Source organism: Geotalea daltonii FRC-32 (assembly GCF_000022265.1).
GTDB lineage: Bacteria > Desulfobacterota > Desulfuromonadia > Geobacterales > Geobacteraceae > Geotalea > Geotalea daltonii.
In genome coordinates, this window is sequence record NC_011979.1 from 1512447 (window position 1) to 1534191 (window position 21745).

At 52.8% G+C, this 21745-nt stretch carries 14 protein-coding genes; 3 read left to right on the plus strand and 11 right to left on the minus strand.

Going from position 1 to position 21745, the window contains the following annotated elements; genetic code table 11:
* Nucleotides 1-102 precede the first annotated feature (102 nt).
* Nucleotides 103-4674 carry a CxxxxCH/CxxCH domain c-type cytochrome gene (locus GEOB_RS06850; RefSeq protein WP_195892562.1) on the plus strand — a complete coding sequence of 1524 codons (4572 nt, stop codon included), beginning with the start codon at nucleotides 103-105 and terminating at the stop codon, nucleotides 4672-4674.
* 429 nt (nucleotides 4675-5103) lie between these two features.
* On the opposite strand, the gene GEOB_RS06855 is transcribed toward GEOB_RS06850, so the two are convergent.
* Complete coding sequence (locus GEOB_RS06855; protein ID WP_230199027.1) at nucleotides 5104-6171, minus strand: hypothetical protein; 1068 nt, start codon at nucleotides 6169-6171, stop codon at nucleotides 5104-5106.
* Nucleotides 6172-6738: 567 nt separating this feature from the next.
* The gene (locus GEOB_RS06860) at nucleotides 6739-7845 is read right to left on the minus strand and encodes a DUF362 domain-containing protein (RefSeq protein WP_012646465.1); all 1107 of its coding nucleotides are present in this window, start codon (nucleotides 7843-7845) and stop codon (nucleotides 6739-6741) included.
* Nucleotides 7846-8011: 166 nt separating this feature from the next.
* Here GEOB_RS06860 and GEOB_RS06865 point away from each other — a divergent pair, with 166 nt between their 5' ends.
* Entirely contained in the window at nucleotides 8012-8746 is a 735-nt protein-coding gene (locus GEOB_RS06865; RefSeq protein WP_012646466.1) for a response regulator, read from the plus strand.
* Nucleotides 8747-8818: 72 nt separating this feature from the next.
* Here GEOB_RS06865 and GEOB_RS06870 read toward each other — a convergent pair whose 3' ends face one another.
* The 6 genes from GEOB_RS06870 to GEOB_RS06895 form a co-directional block, all read right to left on the minus strand.
* A complete protein-coding gene (locus tag GEOB_RS06870) occupies nucleotides 8819-9784 on the minus strand; it encodes a DUF2950 domain-containing protein (protein WP_012646467.1) in 966 nt (321 codons plus the stop codon).
* 51 nt (nucleotides 9785-9835) lie between these two features.
* Nucleotides 9836-11086 carry a DUF3300 domain-containing protein gene (locus GEOB_RS06875; protein ID WP_012646468.1) on the minus strand — a complete coding sequence of 417 codons (1251 nt, stop codon included), beginning with the start codon at nucleotides 11084-11086 and terminating at the stop codon, nucleotides 9836-9838.
* 113 nt (nucleotides 11087-11199) lie between these two features.
* Nucleotides 11200-11691 (minus strand): HyaD/HybD family hydrogenase maturation endopeptidase, encoded by a 492-nt coding sequence (locus GEOB_RS06880; protein WP_012646469.1) that lies wholly within the window; start codon nucleotides 11689-11691, stop codon nucleotides 11200-11202.
* Between the two features lie 63 nt (nucleotides 11692-11754).
* Nucleotides 11755-14565 carry a GPMC system transcriptional regulator gene (locus GEOB_RS06885; protein ID WP_012646470.1) on the minus strand — a complete coding sequence of 937 codons (2811 nt, stop codon included), beginning with the start codon at nucleotides 14563-14565 and terminating at the stop codon, nucleotides 11755-11757.
* A gap of 139 nt (nucleotides 14566-14704) precedes the next feature.
* The gene (locus GEOB_RS06890; protein ID WP_012646471.1) at nucleotides 14705-16549 is read right to left on the minus strand and encodes a TIGR04442 family protein; all 1845 of its coding nucleotides are present in this window, start codon (nucleotides 16547-16549) and stop codon (nucleotides 14705-14707) included.
* Nucleotides 16550-16623: 74 nt separating this feature from the next.
* Complete coding sequence (locus tag GEOB_RS06895; RefSeq protein WP_012646472.1) at nucleotides 16624-17379, minus strand: GPMC system MBL fold metallohydrolase; 756 nt, start codon at nucleotides 17377-17379, stop codon at nucleotides 16624-16626.
* Between the two features lie 181 nt (nucleotides 17380-17560).
* Here GEOB_RS06895 and GEOB_RS06900 point away from each other — a divergent pair, with 181 nt between their 5' ends.
* Nucleotides 17561-18589: a GPMC system family 4 glycosyltransferase gene (locus tag GEOB_RS06900; RefSeq protein ID WP_012646473.1), complete on the plus strand. Its 1029-nt coding sequence runs from the start codon at nucleotides 17561-17563 to the stop codon at nucleotides 18587-18589.
* Between the two features lie 32 nt (nucleotides 18590-18621).
* Here the strand turns inward: GEOB_RS06900 and rmuC are convergent, their stop codons facing one another.
* From rmuC to GEOB_RS06915, 3 genes are all read right to left on the minus strand, one after another.
* Nucleotides 18622-20169: a DNA recombination protein RmuC gene (gene rmuC, locus GEOB_RS06905; RefSeq protein WP_012646474.1), complete on the minus strand. Its 1548-nt coding sequence runs from the start codon at nucleotides 20167-20169 to the stop codon at nucleotides 18622-18624.
* Nucleotides 20169-20987, minus strand: a complete 819-nt coding sequence (locus tag GEOB_RS06910; RefSeq protein WP_012646475.1) for an alpha/beta fold hydrolase — start codon at nucleotides 20985-20987, stop codon at nucleotides 20169-20171. Before GEOB_RS06910 ends, rmuC begins: the two co-directional genes overlap by 1 nt.
* A 293-nt stretch (nucleotides 20988-21280) precedes the next feature.
* Entirely contained in the window at nucleotides 21281-21682 is a 402-nt protein-coding gene (locus GEOB_RS06915) for a PilZ domain-containing protein (protein WP_012646476.1), read from the minus strand.
* Between the last annotated feature and the right edge of the window lie 63 nt (nucleotides 21683-21745).

The window sequence follows — 21745 nt, forward strand, 5'->3', positions numbered from 1 at the left end:
GGCAACAAAATTGACAGTTGTTCAGACTGTCATGGCGAACGGCTAACCGGTGACGTCAGACCTGTAGACTGGGGTTATAGAAACATAAGCACCGGTGGTGTTGTGGGAAACCACAGGACCCATATGGCCAATGGTGCATCGGTGGCAAGTTGTGATACCTGCCATGTGAAGAATACTACTTTTGGCCACCGTGACGGCAAGATCAGCTTTCGGGCAGATATAAACGCTTCACCGGCGACTACCACCTATCTTAAAGCCGGAGTGCTTGGTTTTGTTAACCAGACCTCCAATCCGGTCATGACCAATGCAAACTGCTCCAATGTTAACTGCCACTTTGAAACAACCTCTCCAAGTTGGGGCCTGACTGCAGCGGCAGCCGGCCTTAATTGTGAGTCATGCCATAACTCTGCAAATACATCCTCCGCTCACACCAAACATAAAGAAAAATACGGCAGTTTAGGTTCCAACTACCTTGATTCTTGTTCTACATGCCATCCCAATAGAAGCACTTTTTCGCATGCAACGAGCGCAAACAATGCTGGTCGTAACATAGCCATTACAGTTAGCAGCTATGCTGGATCAAATTTTAAATATCTTCCAAGTGAAGCCGCCAGCCGTGTTCTAGGTTCCTGTAATAACCTTTACTGCCACAGTTCAGGGCAGTCTGCAACCGGTGGTTCAACTCCAGTTTACGCAACACCCAATTGGGGGGATACTGCCTCTGGTGCCTGCGGAAGCTGCCATGCAACAACAACCCTGGCTTCCGGCAGCCACACCAAGCACTTCAGCGGCATTTCCCCGAATACGAACTGCGGCAATTGCCACGCCGGTGCAACCAGCACCAGCTATGCATCAACGCTGCATGTTGATACCTTCATCAACGTAACCGGTGCCTATACACAGGGCAAGTCCCATGCGCCCGGCAACGGTTATGGTGCATGTAATGCCGCAAGCTGTCATGACAACGGCAAAGGCGTACCGGCAGCGACCCCGACATGGGGTAACTCAACAGTACCTGCATGTACCGCCTGTCATACGCTGATCCCCGCTGACAACAGCCATAACAAGCACGTAACCACCACCACATACAAGAAAGCAGCCTGCGGTGACTGTCACACCGGCTATGTTCAGGGGGCAACCGCAGCAGCAAATCACCTGAATACAACAATCGAAGTCAACACCGGCGGCTATCCGTCACCGAAAGCAAAAAACAGTACAGTAGGAAGCTGTGCCACCTCCTACTGCCACAGCTCCGGCCAGTCATTAACCGGTGACGCAGCACCAGTCTACGGCACAGCACCGACCTGGGGTCAGTCAGTAGCCTGCGGAAGCTGCCATGCAACAACAACCCTGGCTTCCGGCAGCCACACCAAGCACTTCAGCGGCATTTCCCCGAATACGAACTGCGGCAACTGTCACGCCGGTGCAACCAGCACCAGCTATGCATCAACGCTGCATGTTGATACCTTCATCAACGTAACCGGTGCCTATACACAGGGCAAGTCCCATGCGCCCGGCAACGGTTATGGTGCATGTAATGCCGCAAGCTGTCATGACAACGGCAAAGGCGTACCGGCAGCGACCCCGACATGGGGTAACTCAACAGTACCTGCATGTACCGCCTGTCATACGCTGATCCCCGCTGACAACAGCCATAACAAGCACGTAACCACCACCACATACAAGAAAGCAGCCTGCGGTGACTGTCACACCGGCTATGTTCAGGGGGCAACCGCAGCAGCAAATCACCTGAATACAACAATCGAAGTCAACACCGGCGGCTATCCGTCACCGAAAGCAAAAAACAGTACAGTAGGAAGCTGTGCCACCTCCTACTGCCACAGCTCCGGCCAGTCATTAACCGGTGGCGCAGCACCAGTCTACGGCACAGCACCGACCTGGGGTCAGTCAGTAGCCTGCGGAAGCTGCCATGCAACAACAACCCTGGCTTCCGGCAGCCACACCAAGCACTTCAGCGGCATTTCCCCGAATACGAACTGCGGCAACTGCCACGCCGGTGCAACCAGCACCAGCTATGCATCAACGCTGCATGTTGATACCTTCATCAACGTAACCGGTGCCTATACACAGGGCAAGTCCCATGCGCCCGGCAACGGTTATGGTGCATGTAATGCCGCAAGCTGTCATGACAACGGCAAAGGCGTACCGGCAGCGACCCCGACATGGGGTAACTCAACAGTACCTGCATGTACCGCCTGTCATACGCTGATCCCCGCTGATAACAGCCATAACAAGCACGTAACCACCACCACATACAAGAAAGCAGCCTGCGGTGACTGTCACACCGGCTATGTTCAGGGGGCAACCGCAGCAGCAAATCACCTGAATACAACAATCGAAGTCAACACCGGCGGCTATCCGTCACCGAAAGCAAAAAACAGTACAGTAGGAAGCTGTGCCACCTCCTACTGCCACAGCTCCGGCCAGTCATTAACCGGTGGCGCAGCACCAGTCTACGGCACAGCACCGACCTGGGGTCAGTCAGTAGCCTGCGGAAGCTGCCATGCAACAACAACCCTGGCTTCCGGCAGCCACACCAAGCACTTCAGCGGCATTTCCCCGAATACGAACTGCGGCAACTGTCACGCCGGTGCAACCAGCACCAGCTATGCATCAACGCTGCATGTTGATACCTTCATCAACGTAACCGGTGCCTATACACAGGGCAAGTCCCATGCGCCCGGCAACGGTTATGGTGCATGTAATGCCGCAAGCTGTCATGACAACGGCAAAGGCGTACCGGCAGCGACCCCGACATGGGGTAACTCAACAGTACCTGCATGTACCGCCTGTCATACGCTGATCCCCGCTGACAACAGCCATAACAAGCACGTAACCACCACCACATACAAGAAAGCAGCCTGCGGTGACTGTCACACCGGCTATGTTCAGGGGGCAACCGCAGCAGCAAATCACCTGAATACAACAATCGAAGTCAACACCGGCGGCTATCCGTCACCGAAAGCAAAAAACAGTACAGTAGGAAGCTGTGCCACCTCCTACTGCCACAGCTCCGGCCAGTCATTAACCGGTGGCGCAGCACCAGTCTACGGCACAGCACCGACCTGGGGTCAGTCAGTAGCCTGCGGAAGCTGCCATGCAACAACAACCCTGGCTTCCGGCAGCCACACCAAGCACTTCAGCGGCATTTCCCCGAATACGAACTGCGGCAACTGCCACGCCGGTGCAACCAGCACCAGCTATGCATCAACGCTGCATGTTGATACCTTCATCAACGTAACCGGTGCCTATACACAGGGCAAGTCCCATGCGCCCGGCAACGGTTATGGTGCATGTAATGCCGCAAGCTGTCATGACAACGGCAAAGGCGTACCGGCAGCGACCCCGACATGGGGTAACTCAACAGTACCTGCATGTACCGCCTGTCATACGCTGATCCCCGCTGATAACAGCCATAACAAGCACGTAACCACCACCACATACAAGAAAGCAGCCTGCGGTGACTGTCACACCGGCTATGTTCAGGGGGCAACCGCAGCAGCAAATCACCTGAATACAACAATCGAAGTCAACACCGGCGGCTATCTCTCCCCTAAAGCCAAGAACAGCCTGGTTAGCAGTTGTACTACTTCCAGCTGCCACTCAAATGGAAAAGGCAGCTCTCAATCAGTTACCTGGGGACAGGCTTCACTTAACTGTAAGTCCTGCCATCCAGCCTTGGGTGGCGCACATTCCCGCCACATGGGTGGTTTCGACGGTGTCAACGCCATGGATTGGGCCAACCTGCCCTTCTACCAGTATACCTCCACCAAATCCACTGGTGCTGACAGTGGTACGCCTGCCAACTATGCATTCGGCTGCGCCAACTGTCACCCAATTACTTCTTTGAGCCATGTCAATGGCACCATTGATGTCACACTCGATACCACCGGCAACGTTAGTTCGCTGCGTGCGAAAAATGCTTCGGCAGGTTTCGCCGGCACAACGGTAGGTACTAATACTCTCAAGTGCCAGAACGTATACTGTCACAGTGACGGTAAGGGTGGGCAAACCACCACTTTGGCCTGGAATCAGACCTCAACTGCCTCCGAACGCTGCGCCAAGTGCCATGGCAATTCACCAGCTGATGCCACACATCAGGCTCATGTAAGTGGCGGAATTCATGCTGACAATGTCTTCAACGGCACAAGCGGATTACTTTCTGCCGGCTCCACAGGGTCCGTGAGCCATGGCATCGCCGGCCAGCAAACGACAATCAACTGTAACATCTGTCACAGTGGAACAGTTACCTCTGCACGCAACGCTGCAAATAGTGCCTGTGTCTCCTGCCACGGCGGAGATGCATCGCCTGTCTACGGCTCCATTGCCGACCTGAGCAACCACGTCAACGGCAATGTCAATGTTTCCTTTGCCGATACGACCATCTACTCCAAGGCACAGTTGAGGCCTACCAGCTTCGCCGGATATACCAGCGGTACCGCAGGTTGGGTTCGCAACGGCGACAACTACAAAAATGGTGCAGCAGCCTTTGACTACTCTAAAAACAAGCTGGCTGCCCAGGCAACCTGGACCGCAGGTCCTGCTGGGCAAAGCTCCTGTTCCAACGTCGTTTGTCATAACATGAAAGCAGGCCAGCCAGCTGTAAAATGGAGTGATACCCTCTCCTGCGATAGCTGCCACACTAGCCTGTAACAAATACCTCAGTTGTTATTCCAGCCGGTCCATCTGTAAGAGATGGACCGGTTTTTTTTTTGCATCATTCACTCTTCCTACTTGCTGCCTGGGGTGTCTGCAGTAATCTGTAATAAGTTTCACAAAGCGAACCCAAATTCCCCTTGCAGAGAACTTACCGCAGGGGCAACACAGCCGGGGGCCAAAAGACCCGAAATTATCCGGCAACTGCCAAACTTTCTTGTACAGGGGGTTGAACTGAGGATTAAAGGGAGGGCAAAGGAATTCTTGAGATGATTAGCGATGACTAGCCGGAGAACGGCAGGACTTCGGAGCGAGTTTAAGCTACCAGTCGAAAATAAGCAGAAGCAGAGAAAAGGAGTGCTGACCAAGAAACAGTGACAGCCAAGCTGGTGGAAGATGTGGGTTTAAGATGATCAAGGCACCTGATTATCGGGCATCTGACTGGATAACATCGAAATCTGTCTGATCAAGCCCTACATCGGGTTTGAACGGCATCCCATTTTTGGGGTCTGTACCGGCCATGCCGATTGCCAAAATAATATAATCGCGCCCCTGGGGCATAATCGGTCGTGGTCCCCATTGCAGGAAAATAACTCGATTGTCTTTGCTATAAAGGGGCACCCTTTCCTTTTCTTCTGCAAATTGCCCTTCTTTATTGGAAAAGTAGACAAGGTTCGGTTTATTGTCCCCTATCCACTCAATGAAATTGGCCAGACCCGAAAATTTATTCTGTTCGCCGAGGATAACCGGATTACCAATATCGTACATGCCAGCATAAGAATATTGCTGAGGATCTAAAGATCCTTCAAAGTTAAAAAGCCTCCCCCTGGCCCAGCCAATATTGCCGCCTGAACTGCCGAATTGCCCTACCCAGGGCTCGTCGCCATAAACATAATAATAGTAGGCAGGGTCATTTCCAATGTTGCTTATCTTCATCATCAAGATGAAATAATTTTCGCCGGCCCGAAAAACTGCATATCGATCAACGCGCAGGGTTGTTGTGCCGAAAGGAAATTTGTGACTGCTGCGTATGATAAGTTTTTTGCTGTCGCTGAACAGAATCTTGCTGTTCAAGAATTGCCACGTCGAGGGATCATGCTTTTCCTCCGCTGAGGAAGCGATGGTTTCATTGGCATTACACCAAAGATGATGCCATTGTTTGCCGTCGAAATGGGCCATGCCTGTGGCACTCATGGTGAGTTGCGCATTGTCATGCTTGGAGTAGGGCAGACCGCCACCGAGAAAAAGACCTTTCGGAATTTCCCCCTGGCTGTCTCGGAATCGGCTGAAACAGGTCAAAAGCTGGGTGCCGTCTTCCCTGTAATTAAATATGTAGCCACTGCCATTCCTTTCATTCCAGCTGTAGGAGAGATGGGAGTGGTTTGGTTTGTGGCTGTGTTCGTAACGGAACAGGTCCAGAATCGGGTCAAGTTCGAACTTTGCCAACAGCCGATTTTCTTCACCTAGCAGCAGGTCGCTTTTCAGGTCGAACAATCGCCCTCTGTCGCATCTGAGGAGATAAAGGCCGTGCAGGTCGTCCGAAAAATCAAAATGTCCGGCAGCATATATGAAAATGACAGTAATTACTGCAATCACGGTAGCAGCCAACAGCTTTATCTGTTTTACCCAGGTGAGAAGAGGCGAAAGTAAAGAGTAAAGTTTCATGATTTAGAGGTCCTCCTGTTAGACAGGCAATAAGAGGCACTGGCTTTTAAATTGAATGAAGGGTACACATTCACTGGAACCAGTCTCATTAGATTTTAAATGAGCACGCAATTCCATTCAACAGGAATATGAACAAGGAGTGTTAATTTCTCTTACGAACATGACACGGCAGGCACATGTAAATATGGGTCGGGGAAACGCAGAAGGGAGTTTGATGCAGGAATGGTTGAGGCTCTATTTGCCTGATCCAGGCAGCATGCAGGGAACTAAGGCTGTCAGAATCCATATTGGAGCAGTGGGAGGCGCTACTGCTCGCAGGTGTCGTTTGCCACGATTAACATGCTGCTTGCAGAACCGGCAGTTTCTGAATAGTTATGAAGGATGTCCTTGTATCACTCAGACCTTCACAAGAATATAACGTCTAGTGCCGATATTGAGTTTTTGAGCATACTCAAGCTGAATTTCCCAATCAATCTCGGGGTGGACGCCACGAAATTTGTCTTCTCCAGGTTCAAAACCGGTCTGAAGGGCGGTGTTCCTGTTGCCGGGCGCCCCGTTTACCAGATCGGCACAAGCCTGGTCAAGGGCCACAGGATCGGTGGATGCGCAGATGCCTATGTCATTGACAATGGGTGCATCTGCATGACCATAGCAGTCGCATGAAGGTGATACCTGGGTGATGAAATTAAGGTAGATATTCTTGTCTTCTTTGCCGAGAACTGCGCCCTTTGCATGTTCGCACATCTTTTTCATGATGAGCTCCGAGGCTTCGTTCCACTGGATATTTACCGCTTGCTGCATGCAGGCGGTGACACAACGTCCGCAGCCAACACATTCTTCCTGATCGATGGCGGCCTTTCCTTCGATTATGGCAATGGCATCATGGGCACAGGATTTCAGGCAGGCACCACAGCCTGTACAGAATTCCTCAGCTATTTCAGGGGCAACAGTTGAATGCTGAACAAGTTTTCCGTTACGGCTGGAGCAGCCCATGCCGAGGTTTTTTAAGGCACCGCCAAACCCTGTCAAGTCGTGGCATTTAAAATGGGAGACGGTTACCATGACGTCGGCTTCAACAATTTCCCGGCCTATGCTGACACTTTTCAGAATTTCACCATCGATTGCAATGTCGACCGCGGAATGTCCACGCAGGCCATCGCACATGATAAGTGGGGCATTGACAACTGCAAAGGCAAAACCGTTTTCGACAGCGCAGGTAAGAGCTGAGACAGCTTCTTTCCGCTCTCCCGGGTACAGCGTGGACGAGTCGGTCAGAAAAGGCTGGCCGCCGCTGGCTTTTATTTCATCGACAATCCTTCGGATGAAGACGGGACGGATAAAGGTGTGGTTTCCCCGCTCACCAAAATGGAGCTTTACTGCCACCAGATTGCCGGTTGAGATGCGATCTTTAATGCGACACTTGTTGAGCAGAGTGCTGATTTTGTCAAAAAGACTATGTCCGCGGCCCGCCCGCATATCAGTGAAAAAAACAGGGCATTTCATGGGGTTTGACCTCGTTAAAGTATATAAATCAGGTGGCGTGATGGTGTATTTAACATATAAATAAAGGCTTTTCAACGGTTCGGACGGGATCGGGAGAAAGTTTTTCTTGCGGTTGGCGCAAAATGTGCTATTACATTAGAAAATTATACTGGCTACGAGGAATTTCATGAAAGAATGCTCTGAGCGCGAACTCTGGATTTTAGGCTTGGGCGAAAATCCGGGAAGAGGAGCGCTGATCTGCAGTTACCTTGCTGAAGCCGGTTACTGGGCGAGAACAGCCACTCTATCCGAGCTTCCAACCTGTAAGCCGCTTGGCATACTGCTGGACATCTCCCCCTATGCCAAAGACGGCTGGGGGATTCTGCTGGAGATCAAAAACAATCCTGAGACCCGCGATATACCGGTGCTTCCTCTCTATCTCAGTGAAGAAGGAAAAGTGGGTGAAGTTTTTCCTGTCGCCGGTTTTTTTACCCTGCCCATCGATCCCGAATACGTAATGGAGCGGTTGGCGGTATTCGGCCTCATCGACGATATAGAGGATTATGATCTGCAGGTCCTTGTCATTTCCCGCAAAGGGGAGGAACAGGTGGCAAAGACACTGCAAAACCTTGGCTTTGAAGCTGTTAATGCATATACGGGCAAGGAAGGTGTAGCGGTCGCCACCATCAGCCACCCTTATCTGATTTTCAGCACTCTCATGCTGCAGGACATGGGTGCCTTTGAAATTCTTGAGCGCTTTCGTCTCTATCCGCAGACACGCAACATCCCATTTTTCATCCTCCTGAAAGACAACATGAAGGCTGGGGAGCGAACTGCCATGAGCCGCCAGGTAGACCACCTGGTGAGGAAAAAGGTACTTTCAAAAGAGGAATTTCTCAGCTATCTGCGCAAGAAGATGTAAATCACACTCAGCAGAATTTTTGGAGAGTGGAGCAGCCAATTGCTCCACTCTTTTTTTTCAGCGTCAAACCGGTTATTGCTCCTCAACCACTTTCCAGGTTAGATCAGGGTTATAAGCTTTCATTGCCCTGGCAATCCGTGTTGTCTCCGGGCCGAGGTTTTTCTGGTAAACCCGGCCTCGCTGATTGACGATGAAGGTCATGATGCCGGATACTCCCCATCGGGCGGGATAAGCAATTAAAGCGTGTCCTGCAACCATGTTGCCGTTGATGATATAGCTGAACCTGCCGCCGGGGGCGCTGGCTCCTTGTTGCTTCAAAATATGGAAATAATAACCGTTGATCGGTCTTGATCCGTTTTCGCCTTTTGCCCGTTCCTGCATATACCCTTTTTCTTTGGCCTTGGTTATGAGCGGCCCCAGCGGGCTCTCCTTGGAACCGGGCAGTGTCGGCCAGTATAACCCGTCATGCCTTCCTTGGGAGCTGATAAGGCGCTGAGCATATTTGGGAATCTGCACTCCATCAGGTTCAGGCATGTTGTAGTACTCCCGCTGTGCTTCCACATAAGCCAGGCAAGCATTGATGGCCAGCAGTTCATTTCGCCCGATTCGACGATTGAGGATCTCATCGCGTCCTGCTTTTGTGTCAAAGAGCCAACCATTCCCCTTGCGGATGACCGGCACGGGGAACGGCCATTTTTCTTTGCCTATCTTCAGTATAGCCCTGTAATCCCCTTCCATGACCAATTCGGCGCCTTCTTTGAGATGCCGGGAAAAATGCCCGAACTCTTCAGATCGCTGGACTGGGTCTCCAGGATCAAGGTCCTGATAGCCTGAGCCGAACATTTTTTTCAGCTCTAGAAAATTTCTCGAATCAACTGCAGCTGTCAGTCTTTCTCTCGCTTCTTCGGGTGAGGTGAATATCTGCTGGTCGTAATCCTTCTCCAGGGCGCGAATTTGCAGGGGAAAAAGCAGCAATAGCAGCATGATTGGCACAGCAAGCATTGCCGGGTGCTTGGTTGTAAAAGAAGTTTTGGGCATGGCAGGATCCTTTCCAGAAGGAGCAAGTGCAATGAAAACTGTAATAGGCGGTTACCGCTGTCTTGCTGGGCGCGAACCGCCGGGAACACCACCAGGAATCTGGGGAGCAGATCTTGTGGACGGGGCAGGAGCTGGTGGCGCCTGCCGAATGGTCGGCGCAGGCGCAGAGCGTGTTGTCCCGATGCCTGGCACTGCCGAAGGCTGCCCCGTTGTCAGCGGCTGCCTGTTCAGCTGATGAACAGAGTCGCGGCTCATCCTGCCTCGCTGGCGGTAGGTCTTTAATTCACGGTCACTGCCATAGCCACCGAAACCAGAGTAGGGTTTCGACACCTCTCCTTGGGACAGGCGGCCGCGGTCAGGACTCCTTCTTTCAATAGTTCCGGGAGAAGCCGGCCTTGGTACAGTAGTAGCAGGAGGTGCAACCCTGGTACGCCTTTGCGGCACATTTGCGGGCGCGCCTGGTCGTCTTCCCTGTTCCCTCCGCAATTCTACATTCCTGCGTAGCTCATTGCGAAACCTGATGGTATCGTGCTGAACAACCCGGCGATTTATATGGATATCACGGTGCCGGCTGTTTATGTAGGTGCGGTTACGGGTATTTATGAATGGCCGGGCCCGGTTTATCCATCCCCTCCCGCGCCAGCCATGGTAGAAGATGCGGTGCCTATGCCAGTCGCAATCCCTGTTCAGCCAAGCCCCAATGCCGAAACCGATGCCGAAGGAAATGAACCCGTAGGAAGGGTAGAATCCTTCCACATATACGGCGACAGGATCATACTGGGGAACATAGATGACTTCCGCTTCAGCAGGGATGATCCTGATGACCTGGCCTTCCACTATTACCTGTTGCTGGGGAGTAGAAATGAGACTCCCGGCTGCTTTAGCATCGGCACGGAGTTGCTGGATGATGTCCATGACCTCCTGCTCCTGATTGACGAAGGCCTGACCGAGAGAAACCGTCCATTCGTATCTGTTGTCCATCATGAACAGTACAGTCGGATAATGGGCAACAGCTTTGACACTCACGTCCCATGGCTGAAGGTCAATCCGTGCCGATTTCCCATACTGCCGGACGTACCGCGCCGCTTCGTCGATCTGGTCGACGAAGGTTGCAGCAGGCAGGATTTGGGCAATCAGAGGGTCAGGATAAAGGGCAATGGGTGCCAGCAGGTCATCCAGTTCTTCAGTGGTGAACAGATCGTCACCGGCATTGTATGCTTCGGCTGAATATTCATCAGCCCCGGCTGGGGTGAAAATCAGGGAAAGCAGTGTGGCAAAAAGGACAATGGTGATTGATTTCATGATTATCCCCGCAAGGGTAAGGTAGCGCAGAGCAACTTGCTGTTAGTGTATCAGAATCTGATGGGGCATCAAGGGAAGGGCATGGAGCCGGAATCAAACGAAAATAGGAGTATTCAAATTTTCTTTTCAGGAGTCATTTCCTGCCTGATGCCCCATCTGGACAGCTGGAGCAGGACTTCATCTGCCAGGTGCCCAATCTGGGCAGAGACAGCAGGGGAGAGTTCGGTTCCTAGTCCAGTAAAAGCAGGTTGTATGCCGCATAAGACAATTTCTGCAGGTAAGGAGCCAAGGAGTTCGGCGACAGTGAGCAGGTCCTTCAGTTCGATCTGGTGAGGCGAAACTTTGGTAACGTTGGCAAGGGGAATTTCATTCCCGGAAAGCAGCACCAGTGTCCCTGGTATTTTGCCGGTATCAACGGCATCCACTAGAATCAGGCGCTCGACTCCTTCCAGTTTCGGCAGCAGATCGATCCCCATGGTGCCGCCGTCAAGCAGAATAACCTCTGAAGGGAAAATATAAAGGGACTGAAGAAGCTGAATGACTTTTGCTCCGACACCGTCGTCGGACATGATTGGATTTCCTATGCCGAGCACTAGAATAGGCAGAATACGTTCCTCCTGCGTCAGATTTTTAATCTCGACCTGCTATTGCTCCAGTGGAAGTTTCCCTCATATCTTCACCGTCTTGTACAAGAAATTTTTGAACTTGAAGAAGCGGCGCCGCTCTTCTTCATCATTATTGATATCCCCCTCAATTGCTTTCAGATAACGGGCAAGCTGCGGCATGCCTTTGCCTGCGGCCGTCTTGGATTTTTCGATAACCTGTTTCACCACATCCCTAGAAATGAGGTTCTGGGAATATGGTTCATAGACGGCTGTCCAAAAATCCTCTTCATGGGCGATCTTGGATAGAATCTCGTCGGTCACCTCTACTGTGAGTTTGGTAGTGGCCTGGGTCGTCACTTCGCGCATACCATCGGTGATGGCCCTGCGAATATCGGCTGCGCCAAGCGATTGCCCGGTCCGGAAGAAGAGGGCACGGAGAAGGATGCTTCTCAGCTCCCTGATGTTGCCCTTGTAGTTATGCTTGACCAGCACCTGTTTTGCCTCTTCAGTGAGGAAAGGGGCATCGTCCCTCGGCTCATCCTTGCCCCGGTAGGTGCGGTAGAGCTTGCCCAGGAAGTGGATTGCCAAGTCTGGGATGTCCTCCCGCCGTTCATTCAGGGACGGAACCCGTACCGAAAGCTCTGACAACCGGTGGTAGAGATCCTCGCGGAAATTTCCCCTGCTGATCTCTTCCTGAAGATTCTTGTTCGTGGCTGCCACCACCAGAACCCTGCTGAACCGTTCCTGGTTGTCTCCCAGGCGGACGAATCCGCCATTATCCAGAAAACGCAGGAGCTGGACCTGGGTCTTCAGATCGGCATCCCCGATTTCGTCCAGGAAGACGATGCCCCCTCCGGTCTCTTCCAGGATGCCCTTGCGGTCGCTGTAGGCCCCGGTGAAGGCGCCTTTTTTATGGCCAAACAGTTCGGAATAGGTCAATTCACCGCTGTAGGCGGCAATGTTGGTCTTCTTCACCGGCAGCTCGCCAGCCGGGTCGATTTCCTGGCGATAGAGCTCGTTGAGCTTGTTGTACAGGTTGTTGAAGAAGAATTCCTTGCCGGCTCCGGTCTGGCCGAGGACCAGGATAGAGGGAAGGCCGATTGTTGCTTCCTGCAGGACGTTCTTGCTCCAGAGGGCAATGCGGTTAAAGATCGGCCCTGAGACAGTGTTGATGAACTCGACTATCTCCTGGGATTTGCGGCTGTTGCCGATGATGTTGCCCAGCCGGTACGATGAGACCTGCGGGTCCTTGTAGGCCACATCACTCTGCAGCCTTGTCACTTCATTCTGCAGCCGTTCGATCCGCTGAATATCCGAAATGTGATGGGAGGTAAGGCGGTCGATAATCTGCAGAATCCGCTTGTGTTCCTCAGTGAAATAGGCCGGCTTCAACGAATTCAGGCAGATGACGGCTGTCAGTTCTTCGCCGCTGATAATCGGTACGGCAATTTCACTTTTGATCAGGTCGCTCATGGAGCGGTGAAAGCCGCCGCTACGCTGTTCGTCTTCGATATGGGCGATGATCTTGGGCTGCTTCGACCAGGCCACGTAACCGGTCAGACTGCGCTCGTCGGGTGGGAGTTCAGGTCCACCGATCTTGAAGGGGGGGATATATTTCTTCAGCCATTCCTTATTCTTTGCTCCTATGATATTGCCTTCTTCATCTTCCACAACCAGCCAGCGCTCCCCTTCCCGTTCTTCGACAATGGCGATGCTGCCCGTATCGGCGCCGATCAGTTCCGTAGCCTTGGAGAGGACCTTGGTCAGGAACGGCTGCAGTTCCTCATTCCGCTCCTGGAGAAGGTCGGTAATCTCCGCCAGGACCCGGATTTCAAGATGCTCGCTGCCGATTTCGTTGATGACGCTTTCCACCATTTCCGCGTGGGTCTGGAGCAGACCCATTTCAAACTCGGAAAAACGGTAAAGATCACGGGTGAAATAATTAACCAGGCAGATCAGCCGCCGCGTCTCCGGATCGAAACGCGGGACCACATAGAGCGAACGAAGCGCCATCTGCTCGGTGAGGGCTCGTTTCTGCAAGCTGTATTGGGTAAGGTCGGCAAAGAAGATCGGGCGCAGCAGCCTGTCATCGGTAATGACGCCGTGGTCATCCACATATTTGGAAATCAGTGATTTACCTTTCTCCAGATCTATGGCCCCCTGTTCATCATAGAGGGCCTTGAGGCCGGGTTCTTCGGAATGGCTGGCGAGAATTGCCAATGCCCCGTCCCCATTTTTGCCGGACACGGGAATTAAAACTGAAGCGAGCGAGAGCCGGTCGATCAGCCGTACCGCCGATCGCACCATGAATGCAGCTGTTTCCCGTTTTTTATACTCTTCGACGCTACGGGCAAGCAGTAGCTGTTGGTGATATTTTCTGGCGGAATCGAGCTGGTTGCCGATCTCGGCCTGAAAATCGCCAAGAACTGCCTTGCCGCGAGCACTGACTATCTCGCCCGGGTTCTGCCTGTCGATGCAGATTACGCCGATGGATTTGCCCTGGCTGGTCAGGGGAACAAGGTAGCTGGCCGAGATATCGAACTTTTCGGCGAAGCCCTTGTCGAGGCTAAGACCCGTGGCCTTGGCATTGCGGAATTCGGCAGGATACTGGGAGACGAAGACACTTGAAACCATGGCATCGCGGGAGATGATGGGGAAAGTGACCTCCCGGATCTCGCTACTGAAGGGACCTGAAGCGTAGGCGCAGGCAAGGGCACCCTTGGTCAGGTCTTCCAGGTAGATGCGAACTGTCTCCTGCCCGGACATAAGACGAAAGCCTTCTGCTGCAGCATGTAGCATCTCATCCAGATTCTCCTTGCCGAAGCCGGAGATCTTTTCACCAAGCTTGGTCAGCCTTAATACTAACGATTCCATAGATACCTCTGAGTAGGAAAAATACACAGGTGGGTACTCTAAATAAAAAAGGAGGGGGAGTCAAGCGCGATAAGGGGGGGGAAATTATGGAAGGCAGACGGGCTGTAACGGTAACCGGGGATGACTGCCGGCCTGTTTTTCAGTTCAGCCCTTTTCTGATCTGGTACAGCTCTTCCATGTTCAGGTCGTTCAGCTCGTAGTATTCCCGTTCCAGCTCTTCCACATAGAAGCGGTCAAGGCCTGAGTTTTCCAGGAAGTCTTCCCGCAGGGAAATGTCTTTCTGGGAGATGATGGTGGGCAGCAGGTTGTGCAGATAGATGGCCTCTTTCTTGATGGCAAGGATGGTCTCATCGAACAGCCTGTCCGGAATTTGACCGTCAAGCAGCTTTTTATGGTGGAGCTCTTCGCATACTTCCCGCTTCAGGGCATCCTGATCGGCTTTAGTCGCATATTTGGAGTAGAAGTTGCGTATTCTCTCCCGCACATGCTCCAGCAAAGTAATGAATATTCTCTCTTCTTCGTCGATCTTGAGCAGTTGATCCAGAAGCGCCGCTATGGAAAGGCGGTTCTCTTCAATAAGGTTCAGTCCCTTGATCAAGGTTGAGACTTTTTTCCGGCCGTAGGCGCCAAGGTACTTGTTTTCGAAAATGCCGGCAAGGAAAAGGCTGGCGAACAGGTCCGGGGCCAAGCCATCGAACTCGCTCTTGTTGCCCAGAAGGCTTCTTATCATATCTTCGGTTACCCGCACATTTTCCATAAAGGCCAATTGATTGATGATGGATGACGTGGCATCGTAACGGTCGAAATAAGTTATGATATGGGAAAAGCCTTCCAGAAGCTGAATGTCGGCGCCATCGCGGATTTTCTCGTCGCAGACTTTGCTGGCGTCAAGGAGGATTTCCTCGAAGGTGTGGTCGCGATTCTCAGCAGCTTGCTTCTTGGCGAAGAGCAGCTTCAAGAGGTCGTCGCGATCAATGGCATTCTCAATCTGCCGTTCGCTGAGGAACATCCCTTCGAGAATTTGTCGGGTTTCGGAAATGTAATTGTTCTCTTCCAGGTCAATCAATTTCTTGTCCTTTTTCAGCATTTCATCCAAGGTGTAGAAAAGGGCGCCGGGTATCTTGTTGCGGACGGAAAGAGTTTTCAGCCTGGTCAGACGCGCATTTTCCAGCTTGTTGATTTCACCTTTGCGATTGCAGGCGATGAGGATATTTTTGTATTCATCGACGATCCTCTTGTTGTCGGGATGTTTGTACATGATGTCAATGCGGATCCGTTCCTGCTGATAGCGGTCGATTGAGAACTGATCAGCCAGAGCGGACAGCCCGGCAAAATCCTCGTCGGCGATCTTCTTGTTCTTGAAGTAGAGGGATTTGAAGAAGTTGCTGTATTTCTCATGTTTCTTGTTGATGAGCTTGAAGAGGAAGAGCTGTGCCTTGGGGTCGTTCAGGAGGTCGAACATCTCCGAAATGATGCCGTTGTCATTTTCCTCCCAGACGGAAACGGATCTCTTCAGGGCTTTGCCCAGTCGCCTGACGATGATTTCCTGCTGTTTTTCAAGTGAACCCTGGGTTACTTCGGAGTTGATACAGAAGAAATAGTTGCAGACGGCATTGCCGTCAAAAAAGATTTTTTCATAGCTTTGGCTGCCGTCGGTGCGGTCACTGAATTTCAGGGTGCCGGCCTTGTTGTCGTAACGTGTGCCGTACATGACAAGGCGATTGATGACGTCTCCCTTGGCCAGGTCGGCAATGGGCTGATCGACGCCGAACATGTATTCGCAGAACGAGCCGCCGTTGCCGTAGTGGCTTATGGATTCCGTGCCGATAATGAATTCGTTGCCGGGGCAGAAGAAACGGAGGTTTTTTCCATCTCCCTGGTCGGTATTGAAAAAGAAACGGTTGTGCGCATCGTTTCCAGCCACAATGGCATAATATTCAATATGTTTATCGATGAAGCCATGGAGGCGAATATCGTTATGCATCAAATTCCTTCCGTTCCCAAGGATTGCGTAATATTAGCCTAATGAAGCCTTCATTGCAAGTTGGCTTCTCGGGATTAGAGAGCAAAAGACATGCCATCATATGCAAATTCCACGCCGCTGGGCAGTTTTGCCCCGTCAGAGTAAGAAACTTCATGGGTAAGATGGGTAAGGATAGCATGCTCAGGTCGGAGGTCTTCCACCACCTTCAGTGCTCCTTCAATATTGTAATGGTTGGGATGGGGTGTGTAGCGAAGAGCATCGAGTATCAGCAACCTGAGACCGGCAAGTTTTGCCCGTGAGGTGTCGGCTATGGAGCTGCAGTCGGTCAGGTAGGCCACATCGTCAAAACGATAACCGGTGGTCGGCATGTGGCCATGCATGAGTGGAATGGGTTCCACCCGGCAGCCGAACAAGTCCATGGGGCCGCTGATGATATTCTGCTCCATGAGCGGTGCATAGCCGGCGGCTTCCATGCCCTTGAAGATATATGAGAAATTTCTGGCGATGACCTTCATGGATTCTTCGCTTCCATAGCAGGGTATGATCCTTTTATGGATAAAATGGAAGCCGCGAAGATCATCAATGCCGTGGATGTGATCGGCGTGGGAGTGGGTGAAGAGTACGGCGTCGATATGGGGAATATGCTCTCTGATTACCTGCTTTCTCAGATCGGTGGAGGTGTCGACAAGAATGTATTTGCCATTGTTTTCTATGATGATCGAAGCGCGGGTCCGTTTGTCCCGGCGATCACCTGAGGAACAGACGGGGCAATGGCAGCCGACCATGGGCACGCCAGTGGAGGTGCCGGAGCCGAGAATCGTTAATTTCATAGCAGGTCCCTTGGAATGCCTATTAAATAGCATGTTTTGGCCGATGCAGGCAAGGGGTTTGTCCGGGTTCATGGCAGCAATGACTTGCAATAAATCAAAAGGAAAAGTACATATTAAGTGCAGCCTGAACCTCCGGAGCGAATCCTGCCGGTGGCACTCGTTTCTTTGAAAGGCCTGATGCATGAAGCTAGGCATTATCACTCCCCATTACTATCCACTCATGCGCGGCAACGCCGTGACCGTGCGCCGAATTGAGAAAAACCTTGCAAATGCCGGAGTCGAGGTAGCCGTTTATTCACTGGATGCTATGACTGCCGAAGAGATCGGCAGTGAGGTCGATGCTGCAAGACCAGAATTGATCCATGCCTTCCATGGCCATAGCGGCGGCAGGGTGGCTTACCGGCTCAAGGAGCAGTACGGCATTCCCTATGTCATCACTCTTACGGGTACCGATATCTATGAAGCGATCATCGACCACCGCCGGGAAGAAACCTTCCGCGCCCTCAATGGGGCTGCTGGACTGGTCGTATTCCACGAAAGCGTAAGAGACCGGCTGCTGAACCATCTTTCACAATTGGAGGCTAACACCGTCGTTATCCCCCAAGGGGTGGAACTGCCTGAGGAACCCTGCCGTCGAGCCAGAGAATTCCCTTTTTCATCCGACAGCTTCAGCTTTCTCCTGCCGGCGGGCCTGCGTCCAGTAAAGAACGTGCTTTTCCCCCTCGGGCCGCTGGCGGCACTGCATGACCAATATCCACGCATTCGCCTGATCCTGGCCGGGCCGGTCCTTGATCCTGCCTATGCCGCACAGGTCATGGACTCCCTTGAAGGGTACCCGTTCGCCCATTACCTTGGCGGAATCGGCCATGATGAAATGGGCTGCCTGTACAATAAGGCTGAGGTGGTGCTGAATACTTCGATCTTTGAGGGGGGGATGGCCAACAGCATCCTGGAGGCTCTTGCCTATGGCAAGGCGGTGCTGGCTGCCGACATCGAGGGGAACCGATCACTGATTGCCGATGGCAAAACCGGTTTTCTTTACCAGAACGAGCGTCAGTTTTTGCAGAAGGCGGAGCAGCTTGTCTGTCGGCCCGACATGCGTGCAGCATTCGGGGCGGCAGGGCGGACATTGGCAAGGGAACGGTTTGCCCCGGAAAAGGAAATTGCAGGCTATCTGCAGCTCTATCAGGGGGTATTGAGACAACGGTGAGGAGTGAGGAGTGAGGCGGCGCCTTCACTTGTTTAATCGGCTCTGGTGGTGAAGGGGACTGCAGGTCTTTCTGCTATCGCCTCAGGTAGCTCCAGGTTGCGCGGGATCTTGTCCAGCCCCTCCACCCGGTCGATATCCTTGCCGGTGGAGGCTCCCAGTTCCTTGAAGCGGCGAGCGGTCACCAGAACTCGTGTCTCCATGGATCCCACGGCCTTGTTGTAGGATTCGACGGCCCGCTCCAGTCCCTTGCGCATATCGGAAAAATGGCCGGCCAGGGTGGCTATCCGGTCGTAAAGGGATTTGCCCAACTCGGAGATTGCCTGGGCGTTTTCGGCGATCTGCTCCTGCCTCCAGCCATAGGCCACCGCGCGGAGCAGGGCGATAAGGGTGGTGGGGGTGGCGAGGATCACCTTCTGCTCGACGCCGAACTCGATCAAGCTCGGGTCCTGCTCCAGGGCGGCGCTGAAGAACGTCTCGCCAGGAAGGAAAAGAACGACGAACTCTGGTGTCGGCTGAAACTGGTCCCAGTATGACTTGGCCGAGAGCTTTGTCAGGTGGACCCTGATGTGACGGCTATGCTCCTTCAGCTGGCGCTGGCGCTCCTCTTCGCTGGCTGCTTCCAGCGCTTCAAGATAGGCCATCAGCGGCGCCTTCGAATCGACGACGATATTCTTGCCGTTGGGCAGCTTGATGACCATGTCCGGCCGTAGCCGTCCCTCTTCCGTGGTGGTCGATTCCTGCTCCTGAAAATCGCAGTAGTTGACCATGCCGCACATCTCCACCACCCGCTTCAGTTGAATCTCCCCCCATCGCCCGCGTACGGTGGGAGCACGCAAGGCCTTGACCAGATTGGCCGTCTCCCCTTGCAGCTGCATCTGCCCGGCTGCCATGGTCTTGATCTGTTCGGTCAAACCGGCATAAGCGGTAATGCGGGTTTTTTCCAGCTCCTGGATCTTGGTATCCACCTTTTCCAGGGACTCCCGCATCGGCCTTACCAGTTCGTCGATGGCCCTGTGCCGTAGCGCCAGGTCACCTTTGGCCCCCTCCTGGAATTTTTCAAGCGATGACTTGGCCAGATCTAGAAAAGCCTGGTTATTTCTGTTCAGGGCCTCGGCGGACAGAGACTTGAAGGCGTCGGATAACTTCACATGGGCCGCGTCGAGGATGGCAAGCTTTTCCTCTGTGGCTTTACGCTCCTCACCCAGCTGGGTCGCCATGGCCGAAAGCCTTGCCTTAAGGGAGGAATTTTCATCAGAGGCCTGCTGCAGTTGTTCTTCTTTTGCCCGGAGCTGCACCTCCAGCTGCGGGATGCGATTCACTTTCTCTTCGGCGGCGGCTTTTTTTTCGGCAATTGCCTGCAGTTCTGCCTGCAGTGAACCCTTTTCACCGGTGGCGTTACTAAGTGCAGTCCGCAGTTCGCCTATCTGCTGCTCCCTGTTCAGCAGCCGTTCATTGAGCGCCGCCGTAGCCGCTTCAGTTTCCCTTTTCCCCTGCTCATGGGCGTACTTCAATTTCGAGCTGTATATCAGCCATATTACCATGGCTATTACCAGTCCGGTTATCAGTATCATGTATTCCATCAGTTGCACCCGCTGGCCGTCCCATCCTTCAGTTCCTGCAGGAACTTCAGCAGGCAGGCGTTGAATTCATCGGCTTTTTCCATGTTGACCATATGTCCGGCCCCGGCGATCATGCAGTTGGAGGCATGGGGCAATCCGGAGACAAGAATGTCGAAGTTTTCCCGAGCCATGGCCCTGTCTTCGGTTGCGCCGATGACCAGTGACGGCATGGTTATCCTGCCCAGCAGGGGAGTATAATCCTGGCGGTCTCCAATGGCCAGCAGCCCACCAGCCATGCCGACCGGATTTGCTGCCTGCATCCAGGCAGAGACCTGCGCCACCATTTCGGGTTTTTTACCGGTTGTCTCCTCGGCAAAAAGCAGCTTGGCGAAGATGTCGGCCGCTATCCTGGCGCCAAAGGCTCTCACATCATCGGCCATGGCCTTGCGCTTTGCCTTGCCTGCCTCGTCGTCTGCGCCACTGCGGGTAACGATGAAGCAGGGGGCGATGATCCGGTCTGGATGCCGGGCAAGCAGGTTGAGGAGCACATATCCCCCCATTGACATGCCGCCGACCACAGCCTTCTTGATCTCCAGCCGGTCCATCAGGGCAATGAGGTCATCGGCAAATGTATCCATTGAATAAACGCCTGTTCCCGGCTCGCTCTCGCCGAACCCTCGCAGGTCGGGGGTAATCAGCCTGAATCCGGCACCGGTGACTGCCTTTGCCTGAGGCAACCACATCTGCCGATTGAGCGGAAACCCGTGAATGAGAATGACAGCCGGTCCGTCCCCCAGGTCGTCGTAAGAAAGGCATAATCCTTCTCTGTCGTATTTCATGGCGCAAACTCCTTGGGATATTTCTGCGGGAAAACTGTAACACTATTTTCCCACAGGTCGACACTTTTTTTCTTTCACTACGGGGTGGGGACAATTCATGGATGGGGTAGGAGATCTCTCTCTTAAGGGGGCTAGTGTCCCGTGCGGTTAGTTCACCGCAAGAATTCTGAGGGATTTTGGTTCCTGGCAAGGCGCGGCGACGCAGGCCTGGCAGGGCCTAAGCCAAGGAGACGCAACGCAGCCAGGGGCCAAAAGAGCCAGAATTGTAAGGAATGAATTAACCGATCGGGACACTAGTTTGTCCGGGCGAAGTTGTGCGCCAGGGGAATGCAGCTGATGTATTCGCAGAAATCCTCGGTCAGTTCATCCTGTTTGCCCTTGCGGTAGATGAAGAGATGCTCAAGATGAAGAATGGAGTACATGTTGATGTGAGGGGAATGAAAGGCGATGCCGTCTTTTGCTTTGCGAACGACCTTTGCCGGCATGGTGATGGTAATGGTGGTCGGACCTTCAGTGAAGCAGAGGGAAACGGATGCATTATCCTCATCCAACTGTTCCACCACGGGCACTTTTATATAAATCCCCTTATTGCAGAGATTGTACACTTCGCCGAGAATCGTCGTTTTCCCGCACTGGATTGCTGCCTGTGCATGGAAATCGATTCTTCTGTATTGTCTGTGATTAACAGGATACATGTCGGCACCGCAGGTGAAATAATTAAAATTTATATACTTATTAGCAATAATTTCAAGAAAAAA